The sequence below is a fragment of the Pseudomonas sp. Pdm06 genome, from assembly GCF_014851795.1.
In the GTDB taxonomy this organism is placed as follows: domain Bacteria; phylum Pseudomonadota; class Gammaproteobacteria; order Pseudomonadales; family Pseudomonadaceae; genus Aquipseudomonas; species Aquipseudomonas fluorescens_AA.
In genome coordinates, this window is the sequence record NZ_JACVAH010000025.1 from 39,464 (window position 1) to 64,035 (window position 24,572).

The 24,572-nt window shown below is 59.4% G+C and carries 21 protein-coding genes and 1 tRNA gene; 14 read left to right on the forward strand and 8 right to left on the reverse strand.

Annotated features, from left to right (window positions below; translation table 11 throughout):
* The first annotated feature begins 12 nt into the window (after positions 1-12).
* From apaG to IB266_RS29340, 7 genes are all read left to right on the forward strand, one after another.
* The gene (gene apaG / locus IB266_RS29310) at positions 13-393 is read left to right on the forward strand and encodes a Co2+/Mg2+ efflux protein ApaG (protein WP_053125932.1); all 381 of its coding nucleotides are present in this window, start codon (positions 13-15) and stop codon (positions 391-393) included.
* A complete protein-coding gene (locus IB266_RS29315) occupies positions 393-1,268 on the forward strand; it encodes a symmetrical bis(5'-nucleosyl)-tetraphosphatase (protein WP_192264110.1) in 876 nt (291 codons plus the stop codon). Before apaG ends, IB266_RS29315 begins: the two co-directional genes overlap by 1 nt.
* Positions 1,269-1,300: 32 nt before the next feature.
* Entirely contained in the window at positions 1,301-1,630 is a 330-nt protein-coding gene (gene glpE, locus IB266_RS29320; protein WP_192264112.1) for a thiosulfate sulfurtransferase GlpE, read from the forward strand.
* 299 nt (positions 1,631-1,929) lie between these two features.
* Complete coding sequence (locus tag IB266_RS29325) at positions 1,930-3,852, forward strand: PrkA family serine protein kinase (RefSeq protein WP_053125937.1); 1,923 nt, start codon at positions 1,930-1,932, stop codon at positions 3,850-3,852.
* 113 nt (positions 3,853-3,965) lie between these two features.
* The gene (locus IB266_RS29330; protein ID WP_014340517.1) at positions 3,966-5,237 is read left to right on the forward strand and encodes a YeaH/YhbH family protein; all 1,272 of its coding nucleotides are present in this window, start codon (positions 3,966-3,968) and stop codon (positions 5,235-5,237) included.
* Positions 5,234-6,799 carry a SpoVR family protein gene (locus IB266_RS29335; protein WP_060740355.1) on the forward strand — a complete coding sequence of 522 codons (1,566 nt, stop codon included), beginning with the start codon at positions 5,234-5,236 and terminating at the stop codon, positions 6,797-6,799. The genes IB266_RS29330 and IB266_RS29335 overlap by 4 nt, the downstream gene beginning before the upstream one ends.
* 63 nt (positions 6,800-6,862) lie before the next feature.
* Positions 6,863-8,089 carry a multifunctional CCA addition/repair protein gene (locus IB266_RS29340; RefSeq protein ID WP_192264114.1) on the forward strand — a complete coding sequence of 409 codons (1,227 nt, stop codon included), beginning with the start codon at positions 6,863-6,865 and terminating at the stop codon, positions 8,087-8,089.
* Positions 8,090-8,242: 153 nt separating this feature from the next.
* On the opposite strand, the gene folK is transcribed toward IB266_RS29340, so the two are convergent.
* Entirely contained in the window at positions 8,243-8,761 is a 519-nt protein-coding gene (folK, locus tag IB266_RS29345) for a 2-amino-4-hydroxy-6-hydroxymethyldihydropteridine diphosphokinase (RefSeq protein WP_192264117.1), read from the reverse strand.
* Positions 8,752-9,105 (reverse strand): dihydroneopterin aldolase, encoded by a 354-nt coding sequence (gene folB / locus IB266_RS29350; RefSeq protein ID WP_192264120.1) that lies wholly within the window; start codon positions 9,103-9,105, stop codon positions 8,752-8,754. Before folB ends, folK begins: the two co-directional genes overlap by 10 nt.
* Before the next feature lie 74 nt (positions 9,106-9,179).
* Here folB and plsY point away from each other — a divergent pair, with 74 nt between their 5' ends.
* Complete coding sequence (plsY, locus tag IB266_RS29355) at positions 9,180-9,749, forward strand: glycerol-3-phosphate 1-O-acyltransferase PlsY (RefSeq protein ID WP_060740351.1); 570 nt, start codon at positions 9,180-9,182, stop codon at positions 9,747-9,749.
* 8 nt (positions 9,750-9,757) lie between these two features.
* On the opposite strand, the gene tsaD is transcribed toward plsY, so the two are convergent.
* The gene (tsaD, locus tag IB266_RS29360; protein WP_192264123.1) at positions 9,758-10,783 is read right to left on the reverse strand and encodes a tRNA (adenosine(37)-N6)-threonylcarbamoyltransferase complex transferase subunit TsaD; all 1,026 of its coding nucleotides are present in this window, start codon (positions 10,781-10,783) and stop codon (positions 9,758-9,760) included.
* Positions 10,784-10,982: 199 nt separating this feature from the next.
* Between tsaD and rpsU the strand changes: the two genes are divergently transcribed.
* The 5 genes from rpsU to IB266_RS29385 all read left to right on the forward strand — a co-directional run bounded on the left by rpsU (position 10,983) and on the right by IB266_RS29385 (position 19,512).
* On the forward strand, positions 10,983-11,198 hold the full coding sequence (gene rpsU, locus IB266_RS29365) for a 30S ribosomal protein S21 (protein WP_002551877.1): 216 nt from the start codon (positions 10,983-10,985) through the stop codon (positions 11,196-11,198).
* A 477-nt stretch (positions 11,199-11,675) separates the two neighbouring features.
* Positions 11,676-13,634: a DNA primase gene (dnaG, locus tag IB266_RS29370; RefSeq protein WP_192264127.1), complete on the forward strand. Its 1,959-nt coding sequence runs from the start codon at positions 11,676-11,678 to the stop codon at positions 13,632-13,634.
* A gap of 67 nt (positions 13,635-13,701) precedes the next feature.
* Complete coding sequence (rpoD, locus tag IB266_RS29375; RefSeq protein ID WP_060740348.1) at positions 13,702-15,549, forward strand: RNA polymerase sigma factor RpoD; 1,848 nt, start codon at positions 13,702-13,704, stop codon at positions 15,547-15,549.
* A 127-nt stretch (positions 15,550-15,676) separates the two neighbouring features.
* Positions 15,677-19,420 (forward strand): EAL domain-containing protein, encoded by a 3,744-nt coding sequence (locus IB266_RS29380; RefSeq protein WP_192264129.1) that lies wholly within the window; start codon positions 15,677-15,679, stop codon positions 19,418-19,420.
* A 15-nt stretch (positions 19,421-19,435) separates the two neighbouring features.
* Positions 19,436-19,512, forward strand: a tRNA-Ile gene (locus IB266_RS29385).
* A 100-nt stretch (positions 19,513-19,612) separates the two neighbouring features.
* Here the strand turns inward: IB266_RS29385 and IB266_RS31320 are convergent.
* The 5 genes from IB266_RS31320 to IB266_RS29405 form a co-directional block, all read right to left on the reverse strand.
* Positions 19,613-19,765: a hypothetical protein gene (locus tag IB266_RS31320; RefSeq protein WP_225613684.1), complete on the reverse strand. Its 153-nt coding sequence runs from the start codon at positions 19,763-19,765 to the stop codon at positions 19,613-19,615.
* The gene (locus tag IB266_RS29390) at positions 19,766-20,425 is read right to left on the reverse strand and encodes an NAD(P)/FAD-dependent oxidoreductase (RefSeq protein ID WP_412548325.1); all 660 of its coding nucleotides are present in this window, start codon (positions 20,423-20,425) and stop codon (positions 19,766-19,768) included.
* Positions 20,346-21,014 carry a haloacid dehalogenase type II gene (locus IB266_RS29395; RefSeq protein WP_192264132.1) on the reverse strand — a complete coding sequence of 223 codons (669 nt, stop codon included), beginning with the start codon at positions 21,012-21,014 and terminating at the stop codon, positions 20,346-20,348. Before IB266_RS29395 ends, IB266_RS29390 begins: the two co-directional genes overlap by 80 nt.
* A 92-nt stretch (positions 21,015-21,106) precedes the next feature.
* Positions 21,107-22,462 (reverse strand): aspartate aminotransferase family protein, encoded by a 1,356-nt coding sequence (locus IB266_RS29400; protein WP_192264135.1) that lies wholly within the window; start codon positions 22,460-22,462, stop codon positions 21,107-21,109.
* A 25-nt stretch (positions 22,463-22,487) separates the two neighbouring features.
* The gene (locus IB266_RS29405; RefSeq protein WP_192264138.1) at positions 22,488-23,573 is read right to left on the reverse strand and encodes a phosphotransferase; all 1,086 of its coding nucleotides are present in this window, start codon (positions 23,571-23,573) and stop codon (positions 22,488-22,490) included.
* A 283-nt stretch (positions 23,574-23,856) separates the two neighbouring features.
* Between IB266_RS29405 and IB266_RS29410 the strand changes: the two genes are divergently transcribed.
* Positions 23,857-24,537, forward strand: a complete 681-nt coding sequence (locus IB266_RS29410) for a GntR family transcriptional regulator (protein WP_192264141.1) — start codon at positions 23,857-23,859, stop codon at positions 24,535-24,537.
* The last annotated feature ends 35 nt before the right edge of the window (positions 24,538-24,572 follow it).

Below are 24,572 nucleotides of genomic sequence, written 5' to 3' on the forward strand. Positions count from 1 at the left end.
GGCCTTATTTGCATGTCTGATCCTCGTTACCAGGTCGACGTCAGCGTCACCACCCGTTTTCTGGCAGAACAGTCGCAACCCGAGCATGACCGCTTCGCCTTCGCCTACAGCATTACCGTGCGCAACAACGGCTCCTTGCCGGCCAGGCTGCTGTCGCGGCACTGGGTCATCACCGATGGCGACGGCCATGTCGAGGAAGTACGTGGTGAAGGCGTTGTCGGCCAGCAGCCGTTGATCGACGCCGGTAAAAGCCACAGCTACAGCAGCGGGACCGTGATGACCACCAAGGTCGGCACCATGCAGGGTACCTACCAGATGCTGGCCGAGGACGGCACACGCTTCGACGCCGTCATCAAGCCCTTTCGCCTCGCCGTGCCCGGAGCGCTGCACTAATGGCCACGTATGCGGTCGGCGACCTGCAAGGCTGCCTCGATCCGCTCAAATGCCTATTGGAACACGTCGCCTTCGATCCCCAGAAAGACACGCTGTGGCTGGTGGGCGACCTGGTCAACCGTGGTCCGCAATCCCTTGAGACGTTGCGTTTTCTCTACGGCATCCGCCAGTCGCTGGTGTGCGTGCTCGGCAACCACGACCTGCACCTGTTGGCCGCCTGGCAGAACATCGAGCGCCTGAAAAAGTCCGACACCTTGAGTGAAATCCTCGACGCCCCCGATTGCGTTGAACTGCTGGAGTGGCTGCGCCAGCAAAAGCTCATGCACTACGACGAGCCACGCAACCTGGCGCTGGTCCATGCCGGCATCCCGCCCCAGTGGTCCCTGAGCAAGGCGCTCAAGTGCGCCGGCGAGGTGGAACAGGCCCTGCGCGACGACAATCTGTTCGCGCCCTACCTGGATGGCATGTACGGCAACGAGCCGGTCAAGTGGGACAACGACCTCACCGGCAGCGCCCGCCTTCGCGTCATCACCAATTATTTCACGCGCATGCGCTTCTGCACCCGTGACGGCAAGCTCGACCTCAAGGGCAAGGAAGGCATCGAGACCGCACCACCCGGCTACGCCCCCTGGTTCAAGCACAGCGAGCGCAAGACCCGTCACCTGAAAATCATTTTCGGGCACTGGGCGGCACTGGGAGGTCAATGCGACGAACCCGGCGTCTTCGCCCTCGATACCGGCTGCGTGTGGGGCAGCGCCATGACGCTGATGAACGTCGACACGGGCGAGCAATTGCGTTGTGATTGCGACGAACAGGGCCACGCCAGAATCCATCACCCGACCACTGCACCATTGCCGGCCGGCACCGCCGTTTGACCGGCATTGCGCTCAAGCTACAGGAGTCCCTCATGACCGAATTCAAACGCATCCCCCCGGAACAGGCCCAGGCCCTGCGCGAGCAAGGCGCGGTCGTCGTCGACGTTCGCGACCCAGCCACGTTTGCGGCTCTGCATATCAGTGGCGCCAAGCATCTGGATAACCATTCCATCGCCGACTTCATCCGTGCCGCCGACCTCGATGCGCCGACCGTCGTAGTCTGCTATCACGGCAACTCCAGCCAGAGCGCAGCCGCCTATCTGATCAGCCAGGGCTTCAGCGACGTCTACAGCCTGGACGGTGGTTTTGAGTTGTGGCGCACGACCTATCCCGCAGAAACAGCGCAAGGCGCCGCCGAATAATTTTTTATGCCGGCCAAGCCCACGTGAACCGTGGGCTTGAGCGATGGCAGACGAACGGTCAGCCACAACTAATTACGTATTCCACCTTTACCTCCGTGATTCCGAACTATCCTTAGCCTCAGGCCATCCAAAACAGGGGAGAGCCGGTACACCGGCGCGCGGGTCATCGGGAGTCAGCTTTCAGGAGCCTGCATTCTTGAAAGCATTCTGGGGGGTAAACGGCCACTGGGTTCCCAGCGGCTGTCCAGCATCGACTGATTGATCCGACACCGGCTCCACGTATCGAGCGAGGTGACGTCATGAGCATTTTTAGCCACTTCCAGCAACGTTTCGAGTCCACGCGGCAAGAGGAATACTCGCTGCAGGAATACCTCGAACTCTGCAAGCAGGACCGCAGTGCCTATGTGTCGGCTGCGGAGCGTCTGTTGCTGGCCATCGGAGAACCGGAACTGCTGGATACCTCGACCAACTCGAGGCTCTCGCGCATCTTCTCCAACAAGGTGATTCGCCGCTATCCGGCCTTTGCGGACTTCCACGGGATGGAAGAATGCATCGAACAGATCGTGTCCTATTTCCGCCATGCCGCCCAAGGCCTGGAAGAGAAGAAACAAATCCTTTATCTGCTCGGCCCCGTAGGTGGCGGTAAATCGTCCCTGGCCGAAAAACTCAAGCAACTGATTGAAAAAGTGCCCTTCTATGCCATCAAGGGCTCGCCGGTGTTCGAATCGCCCCTGGGGCTGTTCAATGCAACAGAGGACGGCGCGATCCTCGAAGAAGACTTCGGTATTCCACGCCGCTACCTCAACACCATCATGTCGCCATGGGCGACCAAGCGCCTGGCCGAGTTCGGCGGTGATATCAGCCAGTTCCGGGTGGTCAAGCTCTACCCCTCGATCCTCAACCAGATCGCGGTAGCCAAGACCGAGCCGGGGGACGAAAACAACCAGGACATCTCCGCCCTGGTGGGCAAGGTCGATATCCGCAAACTGGAAGAATTCCCACAGAACGACGCCGACGCCTACAGTTATTCGGGTGCGCTGTGCCGGGCCAACCAGGGCTTGATGGAATTCGTCGAAATGTTCAAGGCACCTATCAAGGTGCTGCACCCGCTGCTGACCGCCACCCAGGAAGGCAACTACAACAGCACCGAGGGCCTGGGGGCCATTCCGTTCACCGGCATCCTGCTGGCGCACTCCAACGAGTCGGAATGGCATACCTTCCGCAACAACAAGAACAACGAAGCCTTCATCGACCGGATCTATATCGTCAAGGTGCCGTACTGCCTGCGAGTGACCGACGAAGTGAAGATCTACGACAAGCTGCTGTTCAACAGCTCGCTGTCCAAGGCCCATTGCGCCCCCGACACCCTGAAGATGCTGGCCCAGTTCACGGTGCTGTCGCGTCTCAAGGAGCCGGAAAACTCCAACATCTATTCGAAGATGCGTGTGTACGACGGTGAAAACCTCAAGGACACCGATCCGAAGGCCAAGTCGATCCAGGAGTACCGCGACAACGCCGGCGTCGATGAAGGGATGAACGGGCTGTCCACACGCTTCGCGTTCAAGATCCTGTCCAAGGTCTTCAACTTCGACCCCCACGAAATTGCCGCCAACCCGGTTCACCTGCTGTATGTGCTGGAACAGCAGATCGAACAGGAACAGTTCCAGGCCGAAACCCGCGAGCGTTACCTGCGCTTCCTCAAGGAATACCTGGCGCCGCGCTACATCGAGTTCATCGGCAAGGAAATCCAGACGGCGTACCTGGAGTCCTACAGCGAATACGGCCAGAACATCTTCGACCGCTACGTGCTGTACGCAGACTTCTGGATCCAGGACCAGGAATACCGCGACCCGGAAACCGGAGAAATACTCAATCGCGTGGCCCTCAACGAGGAACTGGAAAAAATCGAGAAACCGGCGGGCATCAGCAATCCGAAGGATTTCCGCAACGAAATCGTCAACTTCGTGCTGCGCGCCCGGGCCAACAACAACGGCAAGAACCCAACCTGGCTCAGCTATGAAAAGCTGCGGGTGGTCATCGAGAAGAAAATGTTCTCCAACACCGAAGACCTGCTGCCCGTCATCAGCTTCAACGCCAAGGCCAGCAAGGAGGACCAGCAAAAACACAACGATTTCGTCACACGCATGGTCGAACGTGGCTACACCGACAAACAGGTACGACTGCTTTCCGAGTGGTACCTGCGGGTCCGGAAATCGCAGTAAGCAGCGGCAAGCTTCTAGCTACAAACTGCAAGGGAGCGGCGTCGAGCCCTAGGCTCGACGCCACGCCACTTACGGCTTGAGGCTTACGACTTGAAGCTCCCCTGGAGGGGCCTATGAGCTATGTGATCGACCGACGCCTTAATGGCAAGAACAAGAGCACGGTGAACCGCCAGCGGTTTCTGCGGCGTTACCGCGACCACATCAAGAAGGCCGTCGAAGAGGCGGTCAGCCGGCGCTCCATTACCGATATGGAACACGGCGAGCAGATCAGCATCCCCGGCCGCGACATCGACGAGCCGGTGCTTCACCATGGTCGCGGCGGCAAACAGACCGTCGTGCACCCTGGCAACAAGGAATTCACCAGTGGCGAGCACATCCCCCGGCCCCAGGGCGGCGGTGCCGGCAAGGGCCCTGGCAAGGCCGGCAATTCCGGCGAAGGCATGGATGAGTTTGTCTTCCAGATCACCCAGGAGGAATTCCTGGAGTTCATGTTCGAGGACCTGGAGCTGCCGAACCTGGTCAAGCGCAACCTGACCGGTACCGACACCTTCAAGACCGTGCGTGCTGGTATCAGCAATGAAGGCAACCCATCACGCATCAACATCATCCGCACCCTTCGTTCGGCCCACGCCCGACGCATCGCGCTGTCGGGCAGCAGCCGGGCCAAACTGCGCGAAGCCAAGGAAGAACTGGCTCGCCTGAAACGCGAAGAACCCGACAATTTCGGCGACATTCAAGACCTTGAAGCGGAAATCGAGAAACTCAGCGCACGCATCCACCGCGTCCCGTTCCTCGATACGTTCGACCTCAAGTACAACCTGCTGGTGAAACAGCCCAACCCCAGCTCCAAGGCGGTGATGTTTTGCCTGATGGATGTTTCCGGCTCCATGACCCAGGCCACCAAGGACATCGCCAAGCGCTTCTTCATCCTGTTGTACCTGTTCCTGAAACGGAACTACGACAAGATCGATGTGGTGTTCATCCGCCACCACACCAGCGCTCGGGAAGTGGACGAAGAAGAGTTTTTCTACTCCAGGGAAACCGGCGGCACCATTGTCTCCAGCGCCCTGAAGCTGATGCAGGAAATCATGGCCGAACGCTACCCGGCCAACGAATGGAACATCTATGCGGCCCAGGCGTCGGACGGTGACAACTGGAACGACGATTCACCGATCTGCCGTGACATCCTGATCAACCAGATCATGCCGTTCGTCCAGTACTACACCTATGTGGAAATTACTCCACGGGAACACCAGGCCTTGTGGTACGAATACGAACGGATTGCCGAAGCATTTTCCGACACATTTGCCCAACAGCAACTGGTCTCGGCCGGGGATATCTACCCGGTCTTCCGTGAACTCTTCCAGCGCAGGTTAGTGACATGACCGCCAAAAAAGAGCAGAAACGCCAGCCCATTTCCACCGGCTCCGAATGGACGTTCGAGCTTATCAAGGCCTACGACCGCGAAATCAGCCGTATCGCGGACCGTTATGCCCTCGACACCTACCCGAACCAGATCGAGGTGATCACCGCCGAGCAAATGATGGACGCCTACGCGTCGGTCGGCATGCCGCTGGGCTATCACCACTGGTCCTACGGCAAGCACTTCCTCAGCACAGAGAAATCCTACAGCCGCGGCCAGATGGGGCTGGCCTATGAGATCGTGATCAATTCCGACCCCTGCATCGCCTACCTGATGGAAGAGAACACCATCTGCATGCAGGCGCTGGTGGTGGCGCATGCCTGCTACGGGCACAACAGCTTCTTCAAGGGCAACTACCTGTTCCGCACCTGGACCGATGCCAGTTCGATCATCGATTACCTGGTGTTCGCCAAGCAGTACATCATGCAATGCGAGGAGCGCCACGGCATCGACGCGGTGGAGGACCTGCTGGACTCCTGCCATGCCCTGATGAACTACGGCGTGGACCGCTACAAACGACCGTATCCGATTTCCGCCGAAGAAGAACGCCGGCGCCAGAAGGACCGCGAAGAACACCTGCAAAAACAGATCAACGATCTATGGCGCACCATTCCCAAGGGTGCGGACAAGTACAACGAAAAAGACAATGCCCGCTTCCCTGCCGAGCCCCAGGAGAACATTCTCTATTTCATTGAAAAACATGCACCGCTGCTGGAGCCATGGCAGCGGGAAATCGTGCGCATCGTGCGCAAGATCGCCCAGTATTTCTATCCACAGCGCCAAACCCAGGTAATGAACGAAGGCTGGGCCACGTTCTGGCACTACACGCTGATGAACGACCTGTACGACGAAGGCCTGGTCACCGACGGCTTCATGATGGAGTTCCTGACATCACACACCAGCGTGGTGTTCCAACCTGGCTTCGACAGCCCGTACTACAGCGGCATCAATCCTTACGCACTGGGTTTCGCCATGTACCGCGACATCCGGCGCATGTGCGAAAACCCTACCGAGGAAGATCGTCGCTGGTTCCCGGAAATCGCCGGTTCGGACTGGTTGTCCGCCATTAAATTCGCCATGAGCAGCTTCAAGGACGAAAGCTTCATCCTGCAGTACCTTTCGCCCAAGGTGATCCGCGACCTGAAACTGTTCAGCATCCTGGATGACGACCAGAAGGATGACTTGGTAGTACCTGCCATTCACGATGAGAGCGGCTATCGCATCATCCGCGAAACCCTGGCGGCGCAGTACAACCTGGGTAATCGCGAACCCAACGTGCAGATCTACAGCATCGACCGCCGCGGAGACCGCTCGCTGACCCTGCGGCACCAGGCGCACAACCGCAAACCACTGGGCGACTCCACCGATGAAGTGCTCAAGCACCTGCATCGCCTCTGGGGCTTCGACATCCACCTGGAAACCTTGCAAGGCGACCAAGTGATGAAAACCCATCATGTGCCGCCCAGGGGCGAACAAGCCGAAGGCGATTATGGCCGCCTGGACCTGGCCGTCATTCATCTTTGATCCCGTTTTCGCCTCCGGACGTCCGACGCAAAGGTTATCCTGTCGGACCAACGGAGGTTTTTTATGCAGATCTATAAAGTTGGCGGCGCCGTACGCGATCGCCTGCTGGGCATTCCCATCACCGACGTCGATCGGGTCGTCGTGGGAGCCACCGCCGAGGAAATGCTCGCCAAGGGTTTTCGCCCCGTGGGGGCCGACTTTCCGGTATTCCTCGACCCGAAGACCGGCGAGGAATACGCCCTCGCCCGCACTGAGCGCAAGAGCGGCCGCGGCTATGGCGGCTTCGTGTTCCATGCCAGCCCTGAAGTCACTCTGGAGGAAGACCTGGTCCGCCGGGACTTGACCATCAACGCCATGGCTGAAGATGACCATGGCAATCTGACCGATCCGTACCACGGCCAGCGCGATCTCGAAGCCCGGGTACTGCGTCACGTTTCCCCCGCTTTCGCCGAAGATCCGCTCCGAGTCCTGCGGGTTGCCCGCTTTGCCGCGCGTTATGCGCCGCTGGGTTTCAAAGTGGCGGGCGAAACCCTTGAGCTGATGCGCCAGCTCAGCGAGTCCGGCGAACTGGAGGCGTTGACGGCCGAGCGCAGCTGGAAAGAAATTTCCCGCGCCCTCATGGAAAAGCAACCACAGGTATTTATCCAGGTCTTGCGCGACTGCACAGCCCTCAAGGTCTTGATGCCCGAAGTCGACGCGCTGTTCGGCGTACCACAACCTGAAGTCCATCACCCGGAAATCGATACTGGCGTCCATACCCTGAGCGTGCTGGAACAGGCGGCCCTGCATCAACAGCCGCTAACGGTCCGCTGGGCCTGCCTGCTCCATGACCTGGGTAAAGGCCTGACGCCCCAGCACGAATGGCCGCGACACATCGCCCATGAGCACACGGGCTTGAAGCTGATCAAAGTCGTAAACGAGCGCTTCAAGGCGCCGCGCGACTGTCAGGAGCTGGCGTTATTGGTGGGCCAATACCATACCCATGGTCATCGCGCGCTTGAACTGAAGGCATCTACCCTGCTTGAGCTGCTACAAAGTTTTGATGTGTACCGTCGGCCCCAGCGCTTCGAGGAATTCATTGCGGCCTGCGAAATGGACGCGCGCGGGCGCAAGGGGCTTGAGCAGCGAAGTTATCCACAGGCTGATTATCTGCGGGGCGCCGCGGCAGCGGCCCGCGCAGTGGCGGTGCAGCCTTTGCTGGAGAAAGGCTTCAAGGGGCCGGAGCTGGGTGAGGCGATCAAGCGCGAGCGCCTCAAGGCGTTAAAAAGCTACAAGGAAGCGGCGAACTGACGGGCGTTTTCGGGTCAGTTCGCATTTCGGCTGGATGTAACGCCGTCATCGCGAGCAGGCTCGCTCCCACAGTGGATTTCGGTTGAACACAAGATAGGTGTCCACTGAAATTCTAATGTGGGAGCGAGCTTGCTCGCGATGGCGGCAGGCGCCTCACAACAGGCTGGACGGCGTAAGCTGCTGACCGCGCCACTCGAAAGCCACCGGCGCCAGCACCTGGTCGATCTGCGACTCGTCCCACAACGTGGCGAAGCTTTTGCCCACGCCCGGATGAATCCGATCCGGGGCGATCAGCGACAAAGGCCACAGAACGAAGGCGTTCTTGAGGATTTCCGCACGCGGCAGGATCAGCCCATCGAAGTTGCCGACCTGTTCGCCATACAACAACACGTCGATATCCAGTGGCAGGCCCTTGCGGTCTGGCGCATAACGACCGTTGTCCGCCTCGATGAACTTGAGGCGACGATCCAACTCCATCAGCGGCAGGTCCGTGAAGGCCGAGACGACAAAATTGAAGAACGGCCCGCTCTTGATCCCCACTGGCTGGCTCTCGAACACGGCCGAACAGCGCATGTCCACGAGGAAACCGGCCAAGGCCTCAAGACCGGCGCACAAATGGGTTTCGCGCTCGATATTGCTGCCGAGCCCGAGAAAAACCTGAGTCAGCGACATCCGCGCTCGATCTCCACGCCAACGCCGCTGGCCGCCGGTACGGCGCCGGGCTTGGTCACTTTCAGACGCAACCAGGTGATCTTGAACTCGCCCATCAGCTCCTGGGCCAGTCGTTCGGCGAAGGTCTCGACCAACTGGAAATGCGCCTGCTCGGCAAACGCCTGGATGCGCGACGACACGCTGGCATAGTCGAGTGCCAGGGTCAGGTCGTCGCCCGCGGCGGCCGGGCGGTTGTCCCAGGCGAAGCTCAGGTCAAGCCGCAGGCACTGTCGGATACCTCGCTCCCAGTCGTAGGCACCGATTACCGTGTCGACTTCCAGGCCCTCGATAAACACTCTGTCCAAGCACTCTTCTCCGCAGCACGACAAGGGCGCGATGCCCCGTTAGAATCAGGGCGTCCTCGCCCGGAATAGTTAGCATGTTTTGGTTACTGGCGATTCTCGCCTACCTGCTCGGCTCGCTGTCCTTCGCCATTTTGCTCAGCCGCCTGACCGGTCGCCCGGATCCGCGAATGAGTGGCTCAGGCAATGCCGGCGCCACCAACATGCTGCGCCTGGCCGGACGCAAACTCGCCATCCTGACCCTGCTGGGCGACCTCTGCAAAGGCCTTGTCCCGGTATTGATCGCCAGCCTTGCAGGGCTCTCGCTGCAGCAACAGGCCTGGATCGGCGTCTGCGCCGTCATCGGCCACTTGTTCCCGCTGTACTTCCGCTTCCGTGGCGGCAAGGGTGTCGCCACCGCCGCTGGTATGCTGCTGGGCCTGTACCCGCCCGCCGCCCTGCTGGCTGTCTGTGCCTGGCTGCTGACGTTCTACCTGACCCGCACCAGTTCCTTGGCCGCACTGATCGCCACACCGCTGACCCTGCCATTGCTGGCCTGGCAGGAGCCGGCGGCCTTGCTGCCAATGACCGTGCTGGTTGCACTGATCGTCTGGCGCCACCGGGGCAATCTACGCGACCTGTTCGCCGGGCGCGAACGGCATTTTTAAATGCCGTTTCACAGGGGTGCCAACTGCTCCATGGGCCAGCGCGCCTGCACGCTGATTGCCAGGCTTTCCTGCTGACCGGCCTGCAAACGCTGGCAGCCGGCAAAAGCAATCATCGCGCCGTTATCTGTGCAGAACTCCGGCCGGGCGTAGTAAACGTCGCCCTTCATGTCACCGAGCATTTTCTCCAGCGATGTGCGCAAGGCCTTGTTCGCACTCACCCCCCCGGCGATCACCAGGCGCTTGAGGCCGGCCTGCTTCAGGGCACGCTTGCACTTGATGGTCAAAGTCTCCACCACAGCCTGCTGGAACGCCAGCGAGATGTCGCAACGGGCTTGCTCACTGTCGTCCCCGGCGCTGACGCACTGCTGCCAGGTGTTCAGGGCGAAAGTCTTCAGCCCGCTGAAACTGAAATCCAGGCCGGGGCGGTCGCACATCGGTCGCGGGAACACGAAGCGCCCATCGACCCCTTGCGTCGCAAGCCGGGAAATTTCCGGCCCACCGGGATAATTGAGCCCCATCATTTTCGCCGTTTTGTCGAATGCTTCGCCGGCGGCATCGTCGAGGGTTTCGCCGAGCAGCTCGTATTGGCCGATGCCATCGACCCGGATGAGCTGTGTATGGCCACCCGATACCAACAAAGCGACGAACGGGAATTGTGGCGGTTGCGCCTCCAGCATCGGCGCCAGCAAGTGGCCTTCCATGTGATGCACGCCCAGGGCCGGAATATCCCAGGCAAAGGCCAGCGCCTGGGCACAGGAAGCACCGACCAGCAACGCGCCCACCAGGCCCGGGCCGGCGGTGTAGGCGATGCCGTCGATCTCGGTCGGCATGCAGCCGGCTTCGGCCAGGACCTGGCGGATCAAGGGCAGCATGCGCTTGACGTGATCGCGGGAGGCAAGTTCGGGCACCACCCCGCCGTAGGCGCGGTGCAGGTCGATCTGGCTGAACAGCGCATCGGCCAGCAGGCCGCGCTCACTGTCGTAAAGTGCGACACCGGTTTCATCGCAGGAGGTTTCTAATCCCAGTACTAGCATGGGTTTGCGCCTTGTAGAGGCTGAATTCGAAGGCGCGCATAATAGTCGTCGCGTTGTGCCCCGACCAGCGGTTTTCGATCAGAGGCTTTGCATTCCGAGCGTTGAGGGGTTAACATCCGCAACCCTTAAAAACCGACGTCTTCAAGTGCTCTTTTGCCGCGAGGATGTTGACCCCGGTAATGAATGAAGGTAGCTCTGGATGCCAGCCGTCAAAGTAAAAGAGAACGAACCCTTCGACGTAGCTCTGCGTCGTTTCAAGCGCTCCTGCGAAAAAGCCGGTGTTCTGGCTGAAGTTCGTAGCCGCGAATTCTACGAGAAGCCGACTTCTGAGCGTAAGCGCAAGGCAGCAGCCGCTGTTAAGCGTCACGCCAAGAAAGTTCAGCGCGAACAGCGCCGCGCCGTACGTCTGTACTAATACACAGACGTCCGTAGCAAGCTTCTGCCAAGCCCGGCCTTCAAGCCGGGCTTATGGCATTTGCGGAATAATGCTTGATGCTTCACCGTCAAAGCCGCAGACGCGACCAAGACAACCCGCTTCACCGCGTCAGACCTGGCTCTTTTGCCAGCGGTGCACGTCTTTCCTGACGAGCCTTCCAAGGCTACCGACGAGCACACCCTGATTCCTCTAACGACGATCAGCCCAAGGCACCTGCCTGCGTGCCCGCTTCATGAGCTATCCGAGGCCTGACCGGCCGTTACCGGACTCAGCGCAACACATTCAAACAGTCGAATACTGATAGTTGTTAACGTCAGTGGATTATCGGCAGATACACTTCCCGACAGCGATGATGCAGACGACCCGGTCGAGCCACCGATTCAGCGTGCCTCAAACCCAGACCCGGTTACGCCTGCCGATTTCGGGTCCATATTTCGCAGTGATGATGAGAACGCCATGGCCGGGCTGATTCCCCAGAGCTTTATTGACGACCTCCTGAACCGCACCGACATCGTCGACGTGGTCAGCTCTCGCCTGCAAATGAAGAAAGCAGGCAAGAACTACACGGCCTGCTGCCCGTTTCACAAAGAGAAAACGCCCTCTTTCAGCGTCAGCCCCGACAAGCAGTTCTACTATTGCTTCGGTTGCGGCGCGGGCGGCAATGCCCTCGGCTTCATCATGGACCACGACAACCTGGACTTCCCCCAGGCCGTCGAAGAACTGGCCAAAGCCGCCGGCATGGAAATCCCCCGCGAAGAAAGCGGTCGACCGCACAAGCCGCGCCAACCGACCGATTCACCGCTCTACCCACTGCTGACGGCGGCGGCCGATTTCTATCGCCAGGCCCTCAAGAGCCACCCGGCGCGCAAGGCCGCGGTGGATTACCTCAAGGGCCGCGGCCTGACTGGCGAAATCGCCCGGGACTTCGGCCTCGGCTTCGCCCCGCCCGGCTGGGACAACCTGTACAAGCATCTAAGCAGCGACACGCTGCAGCAGCGCGCCATGATCGACGCGGGCCTGCTGATCGAAAACGCCGAAACCGGCAAGCGCTACGACCGCTTTCGCGACAGGGTCATGTTTCCGATCCGCGACACGCGCGGGCGGATCATCGCCTTTGGCGGCCGGGTGCTGGGCGATGACAAGCCGAAGTACCTGAACTCCCCGGAAACCCCAGTGTTCCATAAGGGCCAGGAACTCTACGGCCTGTACGAAGCGCGCAAGAACAACCGCAACCTCGACGAAATCATCGTCGTCGAGGGCTACATGGACGTGATAGCCCTGGCCCAGCAAGGCCTGCGCAATGCCGTCGCGACCCTGGGCACGGCCACCAGCGAAGAACACATGAAGCGCCTGTTTCGCGTCGTGCCCAACGTGCTGTTCTGCTTCGACGGCGACCAGGCCGGTCGCAACGCCGCCTGGCGCGCGCTGGAGGCTACCTTGCCGTGCCTGCAGGACGGCCGGCGGGCACGCTTCCTGTTCCTGCCCGAGGGCGAGGACCCGGACACCCTGGTGCGCTCCGAAGGCACCGACGCGTTCCGTGCGCGGATCAACCAGCACGCACAACCGTTGGCCGACTATTTTTTCCAGCAGCTGACCGAAGAGGCCGATCCACGCTCCCTCGAAGGCAAGGCCCACATGGCCACCCTCGCGGCGCCGCTGATCGACAAGGTGCCCGGCGCCAATCTGCGCACGCTCATGCGCCAGCGCCTGACCGAGATCACCGGCCTCAACAGCGAAGCGGTCAATCAACTGGTGCACAGCGCCCCCCAGGAGGCGCCGCCGGCGTATGACCCGGGCATCGATTACGACGCGATGCCGGATTTCGCCGACTATCATCAACCCCAGCAGGATTACGCCCCCCAGCAGGAATGGACGCCGAAAAAACCCGGCAGCGGCGGCAAGAAATGGGACAAGAAACCCTGGGACAAGAACGGCAAGCGCGGCGATCGCGACCAGCCACGTGCCCCGCGCGTGCCGGCCGCCGTCGAACCCCCAACACTGGCCGCCTTGCGCACCTTGCTGCATCACCCGCAACTGGCGGAGAAAGTAGAGGACGCAGGGCATTTCGCCGCCGAGGACCACAGCAATACGCAATTGCTGGTCGCCCTCCTTGAAGCCGTGCAGAAGAACCCCAAGCTAAACTCTTTCCAGTTGATCGCACGGTGGCACGGTACCGAGCAGGGACGCCTCTTGAAGGCCTTGGCCGAGAAGGAATGGCTGATTGATGGAGACAACCTTGAACAACAGTTTTTCGACACCATTACTAGCTTGTCCGCCCGCCAACGCGAGCGAAACCTGGAACAACTTCTGCGAAAAGCTCGCCAGAGCGAGTTGACCAGCGAAGAGAAAAACCAATTGCGCGACTTACTCAGCCGCAATGTTTGCGCATCAAACCCGACCTCAACTGGCGCGTGAGGTCACAGCTCAGGTATAATCCTCGGCTTGTTTTTTGCCCGCCAAGACCTTCAGTGGATAGGGTGTTATGTCCGGAAAAGCGCAACAGCAGTCTCGTATCAAAGAGTTGATCCTATTGGGTCGTGAGCAGGGCTACCTGACTTACGCGGAGGTCAACGACCACCTGCCGGAGGATATTTCAGATCCGGAACAGGTGGAAGACATCATCCGCATGATCAACGACATGGGGATCAACGTATTCGAGGTTGCTCCAGATAAGGATGCCCTTATGCTGGCCGACGCCGATACCGACGAGGCGGCCGCTGAAGAAGCGGCCGCAGCGTTGGCAGCGGTCGAGACCGACATTGGTCGCACCACGGACCCCGTGCGCATGTACATGCGTGAAATGGGTACGGTAGAGCTCCTCACACGTGAAGGCGAAATCGAAATCGCCAAGCGTATTGAAGAAGGCATCCGTGAAGTGATGGGCGCAATTGCGCACTTCCCTGGCACGGTTGACCATATTCTCTCCGAGTACACCCGCGTCACCACCGAAGGTGGCCGCCTGTCCGACGTCCTGAGCGGCTATATCGACCCGGACGACGGCATTGCGCCGCCTGCCGCCGAAGTGCCGCCGCCGATCGATGCGAAAGCCGTCAAGGCCGACGACGACACCGATGACGACGACGCCGAAGCGAGCGACGACGAGGAAGAAGCCGAAAGCGGTCCGGATCCGGTCATCGCCGCACAGCGTTTCGGCGCCGTGGCCGACCAGATGGAAATCACCCGCAAGGCGCTGAAGAAGCACGGCCGCAACAACAAGCAGGCGATTGCCGAGCTGTTGGCGCTGGCCGAGTTGTTCATGCCGATCAAACTGGTGCCTAAGCAATTCGAAGGCCTGGTCGAGCGTGTTCGCAGTGCCCTGGATCGCTTGCGTCAGCAAGAGCGCGCGATCATGCAGCTTTGCGTGCGTGATGCCCGCATGCCACGCGCTGATTTCCTGCGCCAGTTCCCGGGCAACGAAGTCGACGAAAGCTGGACCGATGCACTGGCCAAGGGCAAGAGCAAATACGCTGAAGCCATTGCCCGCCTGCAGCCAGACATCATTCGTTGCCAGCAGAAGCTCAGTGCGCTGGAGGCCGAGACCGGCCTGAGCATCGCCGAGATCAAGGACATCAACCGTCGCATGTCGATCGGCGAGGCCAAGGCCCGTCGCGCGAAGAAAGAGATGGTCGAAGCGAACTTGCGTCTGGTGATCTCCATCGCCAAGAAGTACACCAACCGCGGCCTGCAATTCCTCGACCTGATCCAGGAAGGCAACATCGGCCTGATGAAGGCGGTGGACAAGTTCGAATACCGTCGCGGCTACAAGTTCTCGACTTATGCCACCTGGTGGATCCGTCAGGCGATCACTCGCTCGATCGCCGACCAGGCCCGCACCATCCGTATCCCGGTGCACATGATCGAGACGATCAACAAGCTCAACCGCATTTCCCGGCAGATGCTGCAGGAAATGGGTCGCGAACCGACGCCGGAAGAGCTGGGCGAACGCATGGAAATGCCTGAGGACAAGATCCGCAAGGTATTGAAGATCGCCAAAGAGCCGATCTCCATGGAAACCCCGATCGGCGATGACGAAGACTCCCATCTGGGGGACTTCATCGAAGACTCCACCATGCAGTCTCCGATCGATGTCGCCACTGTCGAGAGTCTCAAGGAAGCGACTCGCGAAGTACTCTCCGGCCTCACTGCCCGTGAAGCCAAGGTACTGCGCATGCGCTTCGGCATCGACATGAATACCGACCACACCCTTGAGGAAGTCGGTAAGCAGTTCGATGTAACCCGCGAGCGGATTCGTCAGATCGAAGCCAAGGCGTTGCGCAAACTGCGCCACCCGACGCGAAGCGAGCATCTGCGCTCCTTCCTCGACGAGTGACCTTCAAAACCCCCGGCCCTGCCGGGGGTTTTGTTATGCGCAGATAAAATCCCCTTCGTTACGCTCCTCACCCCCCTGTTGCCCGTCTACACTCGAAACATCCTCCCCAAGCCATGACGAGACAGTGATGCCCAGACTGACGGCCGCGCTTTTGCTGTCATTGATCACCTGGACCGCAACAGCTGGCGCGTTGACGCTCACCGATGAGGAGCTCCGCTGGCTCAAGGACCACCCCGACCTGCGCCTGGGTGTAGACGCTTCATGGCCGCCGTTTGAGTTTCGCGACGATCAAGGCCGCTATCAGGGCCTGGCCGCCGACTACATCGAGATCATCCGTGAACGGTTGGCCGTCAGGCTCACGCCCGTCGAGCCGGCCAGCTGGACTGCCGTACTGGAGCAGGTCGGACAGGGCAAGATCGACCTATTGCCTGGCATCATGTCCACTCCGGAGCGCCAGAATTACCTGGCATTTACCCGCCCCTACCTGGATTTCCCCATTGTCATCCTGGCCCATCGCGGTGGCGCCCAGCCTCACAGCCTCAAGGAGCTGTATGGGCTGAAAATCGCCGTGGTGGAGAACTACGCGCCTCATGAATTGCTGCGCAACCATCATCCCGACCTTAACCTGGTGGCGCTGCCCAACGTCAGTTCAGCCCTGCAAGCACTGGCGACCGATGAAGTAGACGCGGTGGTGGGCGATCTGGCTTCCAGTGTCTGGAGCCTGCGCCAACTCAAGCTCGAAGGCCTTTATGTCAGTGGGGAAACGCCTTATCGCTATCAATTGGCAATGGCCGTCCCTCGAGACAACAAGGTATTGGTGGGCATCCTGGACAAAGTCCTGGCAGACATGAGTCCGGCCGAGGTCGCCGAGATCCAGCAGAAGTGGATCGGCAATGTGCACGACTATGGCCAGCTCTGGTCAGATTTACTGTTTTACGGCCTGCCTGCGCTGCTGCTCCTGGTCGGCATACTGGCGGTGGTGATTCGCATCAATCGCCGGCTCAGCTCGGAAATCGCCCGCCGGGTTGAGCTTGAGCAGGAGCTGCGCAGCAGCGAATACCATTACCGTGGGCTGGTGGAGAGCCTGTCGGCCATTGCCTGGGAGGCAAGGGTCAGCGATTTCACCTACAGCTACGTGTCGCCTCACGCCGAAGACCTGTTGGGCTATCCCCTCTCCCATTGGCTGGTCCCGGGCTTCTGGCGCAACATCATTCATCCGGCCGACCTGACCCGCGCCCAGACCTATTGCGACCATGAAGTGCTGGCGGGTCGCGATCACTGCATCGATTACCGGGTTATCACGGCCGATGGTCGCTGCCTGTGGGTGCGCGACATTGTCAGCCTGATCGAACACGGGCACGAGCCGCTGATGCGCGGATTGATGATCGATATCAGCGAAGCCAAGCGCACCGAGGAAGCGCTGCGTCTTTCGGAGCAGAAATTTGCCTCGGTGTTCCGCCAGTGCCCGGACATCCTGGTGATAGCACGGCTGTTGGACGGTTGCCTGCTGGAGGTCAACAAGGCCTTCGAAGAGCAGATCGGCCTGAGCGCCGCAGAAGTGGTGGGGCGCAACGCAACCGAACTGAACATCTGGGGCATCCAGGGCGTGGGGCCGAGCTTGTTGCAGCGTTTACAGGCCGGCAGCATTCGCAATCTGGAAATGCCCTTTCGCCGCAGCAACGGCCAGGTATTCACCGGGCTGATCTCCGCTGAACCCTTCGACCTCGATACGACGCCAGCCCTGGTCGTGGTGGTGCGGGACATCAGCCAGCTCAAGGAAACCCAGCAGCAATTGCAGACATCCGAAGAGAAGTTCGCCAAGGCGTTCCACGCCTCGCCCGATGGACTGCTGCTGTCCCGGCAAAGCGATGGCCTGCTGATCGAGGTCAACGAAGGGTTCAGCCGCATTACCGGTTTCAACAGCGCCCTGTCGGTAGACCGCTCCACTCTGGACCTGGGTATCTGGGTCAATCTCAACGAGCGCAAGCAGATGCTTGACCTGCTGAAGCGGGACGGCTTCGTCAGGGATTTCAGCTGCCATATCCGCCGCAACGACGGGCAGATCCGGCTCTGCGAAGTGTCCAGCCGCCCCCTGCCCATCGGCAACGAAGACTGCATGCTGACCATCGCCCGGGACATCACCGAACGCCACCTGATGCAGGAAAAACTACAACAGGCCGCCACCGTGTTCGAAAGCACTGCCGAAGGCGTACTGATCACCGACACGCAACAGCACATCAGCGCCGTGAACCGGGCCTTCACCGAAATCACCGGCTATAGCGAAACCGAAGCCTTGGGCCATACGCCTCGGTTGTTGGCTTCCGGCCTGCATGACAGCGCGTTTTACGCCGCGATGTGGCACCAGTTGACGGCCGAGGGACACTGGCAGGGAGAGATCTCCAACCGACGCAAGAACGGCGAGCTGTACCCCAGTTGGCTGACCATCAGCGCAGTGCGCAATCGGGGCCGACAGATCACCCATTTCGTCGCGGTCTTCGCCGATATCTCCAGCCTCAAGCACGCCCAGGCCCGGCTCGACTACCAGGCTCACCACGACCCACTGACGGGCCTGCCCAATCGCACGCTGTTCGAAAGCCGCTTGCTGGCGGCGCTCAACGGCCAGCAGGAAAACGGCGGCCAGGGTGCCGTGCTGTTCCTGGACCTGGACCGCTTCAAGCACATCAATGACAGCCTCGGGCACCCGGTCGGCGACCTGCTGCTCAAGGGCATTGCCGTGCGCTTGCGCGAGCAGTTGCGCGACATCGACACCGTGGCGCGCCTGGGCGGCGACGAATTCATTATCCTGCTGCCAGGCCTGCAACAGCCCAGCGATGCCGAGCACATCGCCCAAAAACTGTTGAACTGCTTTACCGCCCCCTTCCAGGCCGGCGAGCACGAGTTTTTCATCAGCGCCAGCATCGGCACCAGCCTCTACCCCCAGGACGGCTGCGACGTCGCCACGCTGGTCAAGAATGCCGACGCGGCGATGTACCGCTCCAAGGCCAAGGGGCGTAACCGGGTGGAAAGCTACACCCGCGACCTCACCGCCCAGGCGAGCGAGCGCGTGGCCCTGGAACACGAACTGCGCCGAGCGATTGAACGCAACGAGCTGTCACTGTCCTTCCAACCGAAAATCAGCCTCGCCGACAATCGCCTGGTGGGGGCCGAGGCGCTGATCCGCTGGTATCACCCGACATTTGGCGACGTTCCCCCCGAACACTTCATCCCGTTGGCGGAAGAAAACGGCATGATCCTGCAAATTGGCGACTGGGTACTGGAACGCGCCTGCCGGCAACTGTGCGAATGGAACAGCACCTACGAAAGCCTCGGCTCCCTCTCGGTCAACCTGGCCGGCGCCCAACTGCGCCAGCCCAACCTGCTGGGGCGTATCGAACAACTGCTGCGCGAACACCAGCTCCGGCCCGACTTATTGCAACTGGAAATTACCGAGAACTTCATCATGAGCCAGGCCGAAGAGGCCCTGACGGTGCTGCACCAGTTGAAGAACCTCGGTGTGCAACTGGCCATCGACGACTTCGGCACGGGCTATTCCTCCCTGAGCTACCTCAAGCGCCTGCCGCTGGACATCCTCAAGATCGACCAGTCCTTCGTCCGCGGCCTGCCCGACGACCCGCACGACGCGGCCATCGTGCGGGCAATCATCGCGCTGGGCCGTAGCATGCAATTCACCATCATCGCCGAGGGCGTCGAAACCCTGGCCCAGCAGCAATTCCTGGCCGAAGAAGGTTGCGAACAGATCCAGGGCTACATCGTCAGCCTGCCCCTGTGCGCCGACGAGTTTGCCGCAACGTTTCTTCGTGTGAGCGTATCGGATTTTTCGGATAGCACAGCCGAGAAACCGTCGCTATAATCCGCGACCTACTGAGGGCCTATAGCTCAGTTGGTTAGAGCAGAGGACTCATAATCCTTTGGTCCACGGTTCGAGTCCGTGTGGGCCCACCATACAAAAAGCCGCGCATTGCGCGGCTTTTTCGTTTCTGGCTGGTCCATCGCAGATACAGTCCTATGGTCCAAAGGTACACACCAGGCCCGGCACGGCGGATTAACGTATCAGGTCCTGGAACCGGTAATAGGCGCCTACCAACGGAAGAAACCATGGGTTTCCAAAATGCCCAGGGATAGCCGGCCAGGTGAAATCCCGCCACGGGTTCAGGTCGGCGCGGCCATTGAGCACCTCGGCCATAATCGCGCCCATTTAGGTCGACATATGGGTGCCGTGGCCGCTGTAACCCATAGAGTAGAACAGCCCGTCGTGCTCACCTGCACGGGGTAGACGGTCGCGAGTCATATCAACCATGCCGCCCCAGCAGTAATCGATACGCGTACAGCTCAACTCAGGGAAGATGTCGATCAGCGATTTCTGCAGGATGACACCGCTTTTCATGTCGGAAGCGGGGTTCGATGTCGCGAACCGCGCACGACCGCCGAACACCAAACGATTGTCAGGGGTGACTCGAAAGTAATTAACGAAATTTTTCGTATCGGTGTTCATGCGCCGACGCGGCACCAGGCGATCAAGCATCTCAACGGACAAGGGCTCTGTGACGACGATAAAAGCCCCGGGCACGATGCGCCGACGAAACCATCCCAATGGTCCCACGGCGCACGTGCCGGTCGCCAACAACACCTGCCTGGCCCGCACTTTACCAAGTGGCGTCTTCACCTGGTGCACCGTGCCCACCTGGCGCGCGAGGCCAAGCACGGGCGCATTCTCATAGATGCGCACCCTACGCCGGGCGGCCTCCTCTGCCAGTTCTTGAGAGAATCGCCTGAGACTACAACCCGACCAACCCCGCCAGCCCGCCGATGTCCGGGATCTGGTGGTAGCCAAAGGCGGCATTCGCCGGCTGCTCATGCCCACGGGCAACGAAGGCCTTGTGCTTGATCTTCATGTCGTGGGCCGACATCAGGTCATAACGGAAACTCGAGGACACGTGCAGAACATCCTCCGGCCCGCAACCGAGGTTATCGAGCATGAACTCGAAGGCGGCCAGGCGCGGCTTATAGGCTTGGGCCTGCTGGGCGGTGAAGACTTTATGGAAAGGCGCCCCGAGCTTGTCGACGTTGGACATGATTTGCTCGTCCATGGCATTGGAGAAAATCACCAATGGAATCTTACCGGCGATTTTCGCCAGGCCATCCGGCACATCAGGGTGCGGCCCCCAGCTCGGCACCGCGTCGTAGTACAGCTGGCCTTCGCCCCGGTACTCGATGCCCCAACGCTTGCAAGTCCGCGCCAGGGCGGTCTTGAGCACCTCATCATAAGGACGCCAATCCCCCATCACCTGGTCAAGACGATAGGCCGCGTAATCCTTGATGAATTGATCCATCTGCCCGGCGGTGACGCGATCGGCGAAGAGCTCACGCGTCAGGGCTGCTGTTCTGAAATTAGTCAACGTGCCGTAGCAGTCGAAGGTAATGTACTTGGGGCGAAGAATGCTCATGAATGCGGTCCTAAATGGTCGGGCTACTGGGTACGAATCACCGTTTAACAGATCAGCCTCGGCAAACGTTGCCGATGAAACTGGCAGGTGCTCTACAACTCGGAAAAAGCACTTTCCAATGAATCAAGGAGCCGGCCAGCTTCCCTTTCAGTCCATATCAAGGGCGGGCGAATTTTCAGAATGCTCGCATCAGGTCCCGTGGCGGAAATAAGCACACGCTTTTCACGTAAGTGGTTAACCAGCTGCAGAGCGGTTTTCATGTCGGGTGCTTTGCTGCCCCTGTCGGTGACCAACTCGACGCCAAAGTACATGCCCGTGCCTCGAACATCACCAATCTGCTCATACCGCGCGGCCAAGTCTTTAAGGCCTGCCATGATCAGGCCACCCACACGGTTGGCGTTGGCCATGAGTTGCTCTTCTCGAATAACGTCGAGGGTGGCCTGGGCAGCCGCAATCGAGACGCTATTGCCGCCAAAGGTATTGAAATAACGCATATCACGCCCAAAACCTGCGACCACTTCCGGGCGCACCATCAACCCTGCCACGGGGTAGCCGTTGCCCATGGGTTTACCCATTGTGATGATGTCCGGCACGACACCATGACGCTGGTGCCCCCAAAAATGTGTTCCGCTTCGCCCAAATCCTGACTGAACCTCATCGGCAATAAACAGCCCCCCGGCTTTGCGCACCACCTCGGCAATGGGGCCGAATACGTCCACCGGATCACAGAACAGGCCATCCGACGAAAACAGGCAGTCAGCAATGAACGCCGCTATTCCACCGCCATGGCGCTGGATATCCCGAATCTGCGCAGAGACTTGGTCCGCCATGTACCGGCCCAGTGCTTCACGCGGAATGCGATAAGAATCCGGAGCGGGTACCCGACGAACAAATGGATCAAGCTTGGCATTGGCGCCTAGCGAGGGTGAAAAAGCGGCCACGGTTGCAGAGTTTCCGTGGTAAGCCTCGGCCGTGACGATGACGCCGGTATTCCCGGTGTGATGGCGCGCGATGCGAATGGCCAGGTCGTTGGCTTCCGAACCGCTGCAGGTGAACATCAAATGACCGTCAGCCCCCATCTCACCGTCTGCGGTGGCACGCAGCTGCTCCGCATAATCAAGAATCCCATCCTGCATGTACCTTGTATGGCTGCACAGGGTACTCAACTGCTCAGTTATCGCAGCGACGACACGGGGATGGCAGTGCCCGACTGACACGACATTGTTGTAGGCGTCCAGATACTCATTGCCGTCCTTGTCGTACAGGTATGCACCTTTGGCGCGAGCAACACCCACCGGCTCGTTATAGAACAACCGATAAGCGGGTCCTAAAAGATTGGCTCGGCGCTGAATATGCTCGCGCGCCGCGGCGTCCAGATGATCGGTATTGGCAGGATTGAATCCGTTAGGCATATCACCGCGGACAGCCTCGATTTTTAAATGGCTCATTTAAATCCCCTCTAACAAGGATGAATCAATCAGCGAAGGACATCAGAAGTTCGGACATTTGTGACGTAGATCGGTTAAGCATCCAGCCAAGCTGGCCCCACCCCGGCGCGGCATTCCTCAAGATATACGCACTGTTTTGCGGGAAAAGCTGCGATCGCCAGGTAGTTATCAAGGCTCTGGTGATCAGCCGCGCCATGGTAAGGTGCGGGATAAGGGACAGTTCCTCAGGGGTTAGGTCGGCAACACGCAAATACCCTCTTAGAACATCTTTTGCCGGGGCGAAAATATCAACTTCGCTACCCCCTCCCCCCGCCCCTAACTGGTTCATCATTGCCGTGGATACATCAATGGCAATGGCTGTCTTGACCGCATCGCCGAAGTCGATCACTCCGCTGACAACTTGCGGATTGTGCGCATCAACGACGATGTTTGAAGTATTGAAGTCGTTGTGCAGTACTTGTTTTCGACAGCCCGCAATCAAGCCTTCAACATCAGCAAATCGTTCGAGGGCCCTTTCCAATTGCTGTCGGCGCATCGGCTCAGGTACACACTTCAGCAAAGGCTCCAGCGTCCTCAGGTTTTGCACATCCCAACACACCTTCCGAGACTCTCCCGGGTGAGAGAAGTCGGCAGTGGCAAGCCTGAGGCGGGCAAGTAATTCGCCGATACGCTCGCGCCCCCGCAAGTCCACACTGGTTTTATCCAAAGGCGTGCCGGGCAGGAAGCTCATTAACCTCACCTGCCTTGTCTCGCCATGACTCGTTTCAATTCGAGCCAGGTACTCCCCGTCCAGAGATTGATAAACCCTGGGAATCGGCAGCTGCGGCGCCTTGAGCTCAATGTGTCGCATCACTTCAATTTGCAGCGAGAGTTCCAGCGGTGCTTCCTGGGGGTTGGCAATTTTAAGAACGTAAGACTGCCCGTCCGAACTGTCGCATCGAAACGTATCGTCTTTTTCCGTCGCGAATCGCGTCAGATCAGCCTCGACCCCAAAGCGGTCTCGCAGAATCCGCCCGCCTTCCTCGACCGAAACAGGGGAGAAAGGGGCTGCCAGATCTCCCTGTAGCGCCGCAAGCCCCTCACTGAACCCGTCTTTCCGAATCACTCGCATCGTTGAACTCCGGGCCTTGGACAAGCCATCACCGTACGTCTTTGATCGCCAAATATTGTGCTACAATTTTTAGAATTGAAAGAAAAAAATACGTGACAATGGCTGATTCATCTGAAAATGACCGCCAATACATTGATTTTAATGATAAAAAATATTCTCTTATTTTTCAGGAAACAGATAATTGTTGAACAATTTAATGGATACATAGGTTCGCCTCTGGTGCGATACAGCCCAGACATATAGAATCGCCCCCAGCCGAGCTCCCTACCCTGGTCATGTAAAGATGATGATTTCCAGCGCGAACATTGAAACGCAGCCAGCCAAGCTCTCGGCGGTCGAGGTGCTGGCTGCGAAGCTCAAAGCCAGGATCCTGAACGGTGACTTCGAGCCCGGTGAGTTTCTGCGGGACGTAAAAATGGCGGAGGAGTACGACGTCGCGCGCAACACATTCCGCAGCGCAGCCCAACTGCTGGTTTCATTCGGCTTGCTGCTGAAGGTGCCTCATCGCGGGTTTTGCATACCCGAGTTCGGACCGAACGAAATCGTGGATATCGCCAGGTTGCGAGGGGTACTGGAAACTGAAGCGGTACGGATGATTATTCTGAGCGGCGTTATTCCACCGGATGCACTGAGCGCCGTGGAAAAACTGCGTGTTACCCCTGCCGATGCGCCGCGTTCGGAAATTGTCATCGCCGATGGTGACTTTCATCGGGCCATTATCCGCGCCAGTGGCAGCCCGCGATTGCAACGAAGTTATGCAATGCTGGAGAGCGAGATTGAGCTGCTGCTGGTGCTGCAACAACCCTGCTATGAAGATCCCAAGCAGATCGTCTCCGATCATGAACACTTGATAGAGTGCCTGCGCAGTAGAGACTTCGAGATTGCACGCGCAGCATTTGTCGAGCATTGGGAAGACTTGAGTACAAAGCTGTTACGAGCGCATTTCGAACACCGGCGATCCTGAAGGATAAAGTCAGCGAGCTAACGGTGGTGCAGCAT

Coding starts and splice junctions, on each gene's coding strand:
- apaG (WP_053125932.1), top strand. CDS start 13: ATGTCTGATCCTCGTTACCAGGTCGACGTCAGCGTCACCACCCGTTTT.
- IB266_RS29315 (WP_192264110.1), top strand. CDS start 393: ATGGCCACGTATGCGGTCGGCGACCTGCAAGGCTGCCTCGATCCGCTC.
- glpE (WP_192264112.1), top strand. CDS start 1,301: ATGACCGAATTCAAACGCATCCCCCCGGAACAGGCCCAGGCCCTGCGC.
- IB266_RS29325 (WP_053125937.1), top strand. CDS start 1,930: ATGAGCATTTTTAGCCACTTCCAGCAACGTTTCGAGTCCACGCGGCAA.
- IB266_RS29330 (WP_014340517.1), top strand. CDS start 3,966: ATGAGCTATGTGATCGACCGACGCCTTAATGGCAAGAACAAGAGCACG.
- IB266_RS29335 (WP_060740355.1), top strand. CDS start 5,234: ATGACCGCCAAAAAAGAGCAGAAACGCCAGCCCATTTCCACCGGCTCC.
- IB266_RS29340 (WP_192264114.1), top strand. CDS start 6,863: ATGCAGATCTATAAAGTTGGCGGCGCCGTACGCGATCGCCTGCTGGGC.
- folK (WP_192264117.1), bottom strand. CDS start 8,761: ATGTCGCTGACTCAGGTTTTTCTCGGGCTCGGCAGCAATATCGAGCGC.
- plsY (WP_060740351.1), top strand. CDS start 9,180: ATGTTTTGGTTACTGGCGATTCTCGCCTACCTGCTCGGCTCGCTGTCC.
- tsaD (WP_192264123.1), bottom strand. CDS start 10,783: ATGCTAGTACTGGGATTAGAAACCTCCTGCGATGAAACCGGTGTCGCA.
- rpsU (WP_002551877.1), top strand. CDS start 10,983: ATGCCAGCCGTCAAAGTAAAAGAGAACGAACCCTTCGACGTAGCTCTG.
- dnaG (WP_192264127.1), top strand. CDS start 11,676: ATGGCCGGGCTGATTCCCCAGAGCTTTATTGACGACCTCCTGAACCGC.
- rpoD (WP_060740348.1), top strand. CDS start 13,702: ATGTCCGGAAAAGCGCAACAGCAGTCTCGTATCAAAGAGTTGATCCTA.
- IB266_RS29380 (WP_192264129.1), top strand. CDS start 15,677: ATGCCCAGACTGACGGCCGCGCTTTTGCTGTCATTGATCACCTGGACC.
- IB266_RS31320 (WP_225613684.1), bottom strand. CDS start 19,765: ATGGGCGCGATTATGGCCGAGGTGCTCAATGGCCGCGCCGACCTGAAC.
- IB266_RS29390 (WP_412548325.1), bottom strand. CDS start 20,425: ATGAGCAGCCGGCGAATGCCGCCTTTGGCTACCACCAGATCCCGGACA.
- IB266_RS29395 (WP_192264132.1), bottom strand. CDS start 21,014: ATGAGCATTCTTCGCCCCAAGTACATTACCTTCGACTGCTACGGCACG.
- IB266_RS29400 (WP_192264135.1), bottom strand. CDS start 22,462: ATGAGCCATTTAAAAATCGAGGCTGTCCGCGGTGATATGCCTAACGGA.
- IB266_RS29405 (WP_192264138.1), bottom strand. CDS start 23,573: ATGCGAGTGATTCGGAAAGACGGGTTCAGTGAGGGGCTTGCGGCGCTA.
- IB266_RS29410 (WP_192264141.1), top strand. CDS start 23,857: ATGATGATTTCCAGCGCGAACATTGAAACGCAGCCAGCCAAGCTCTCG.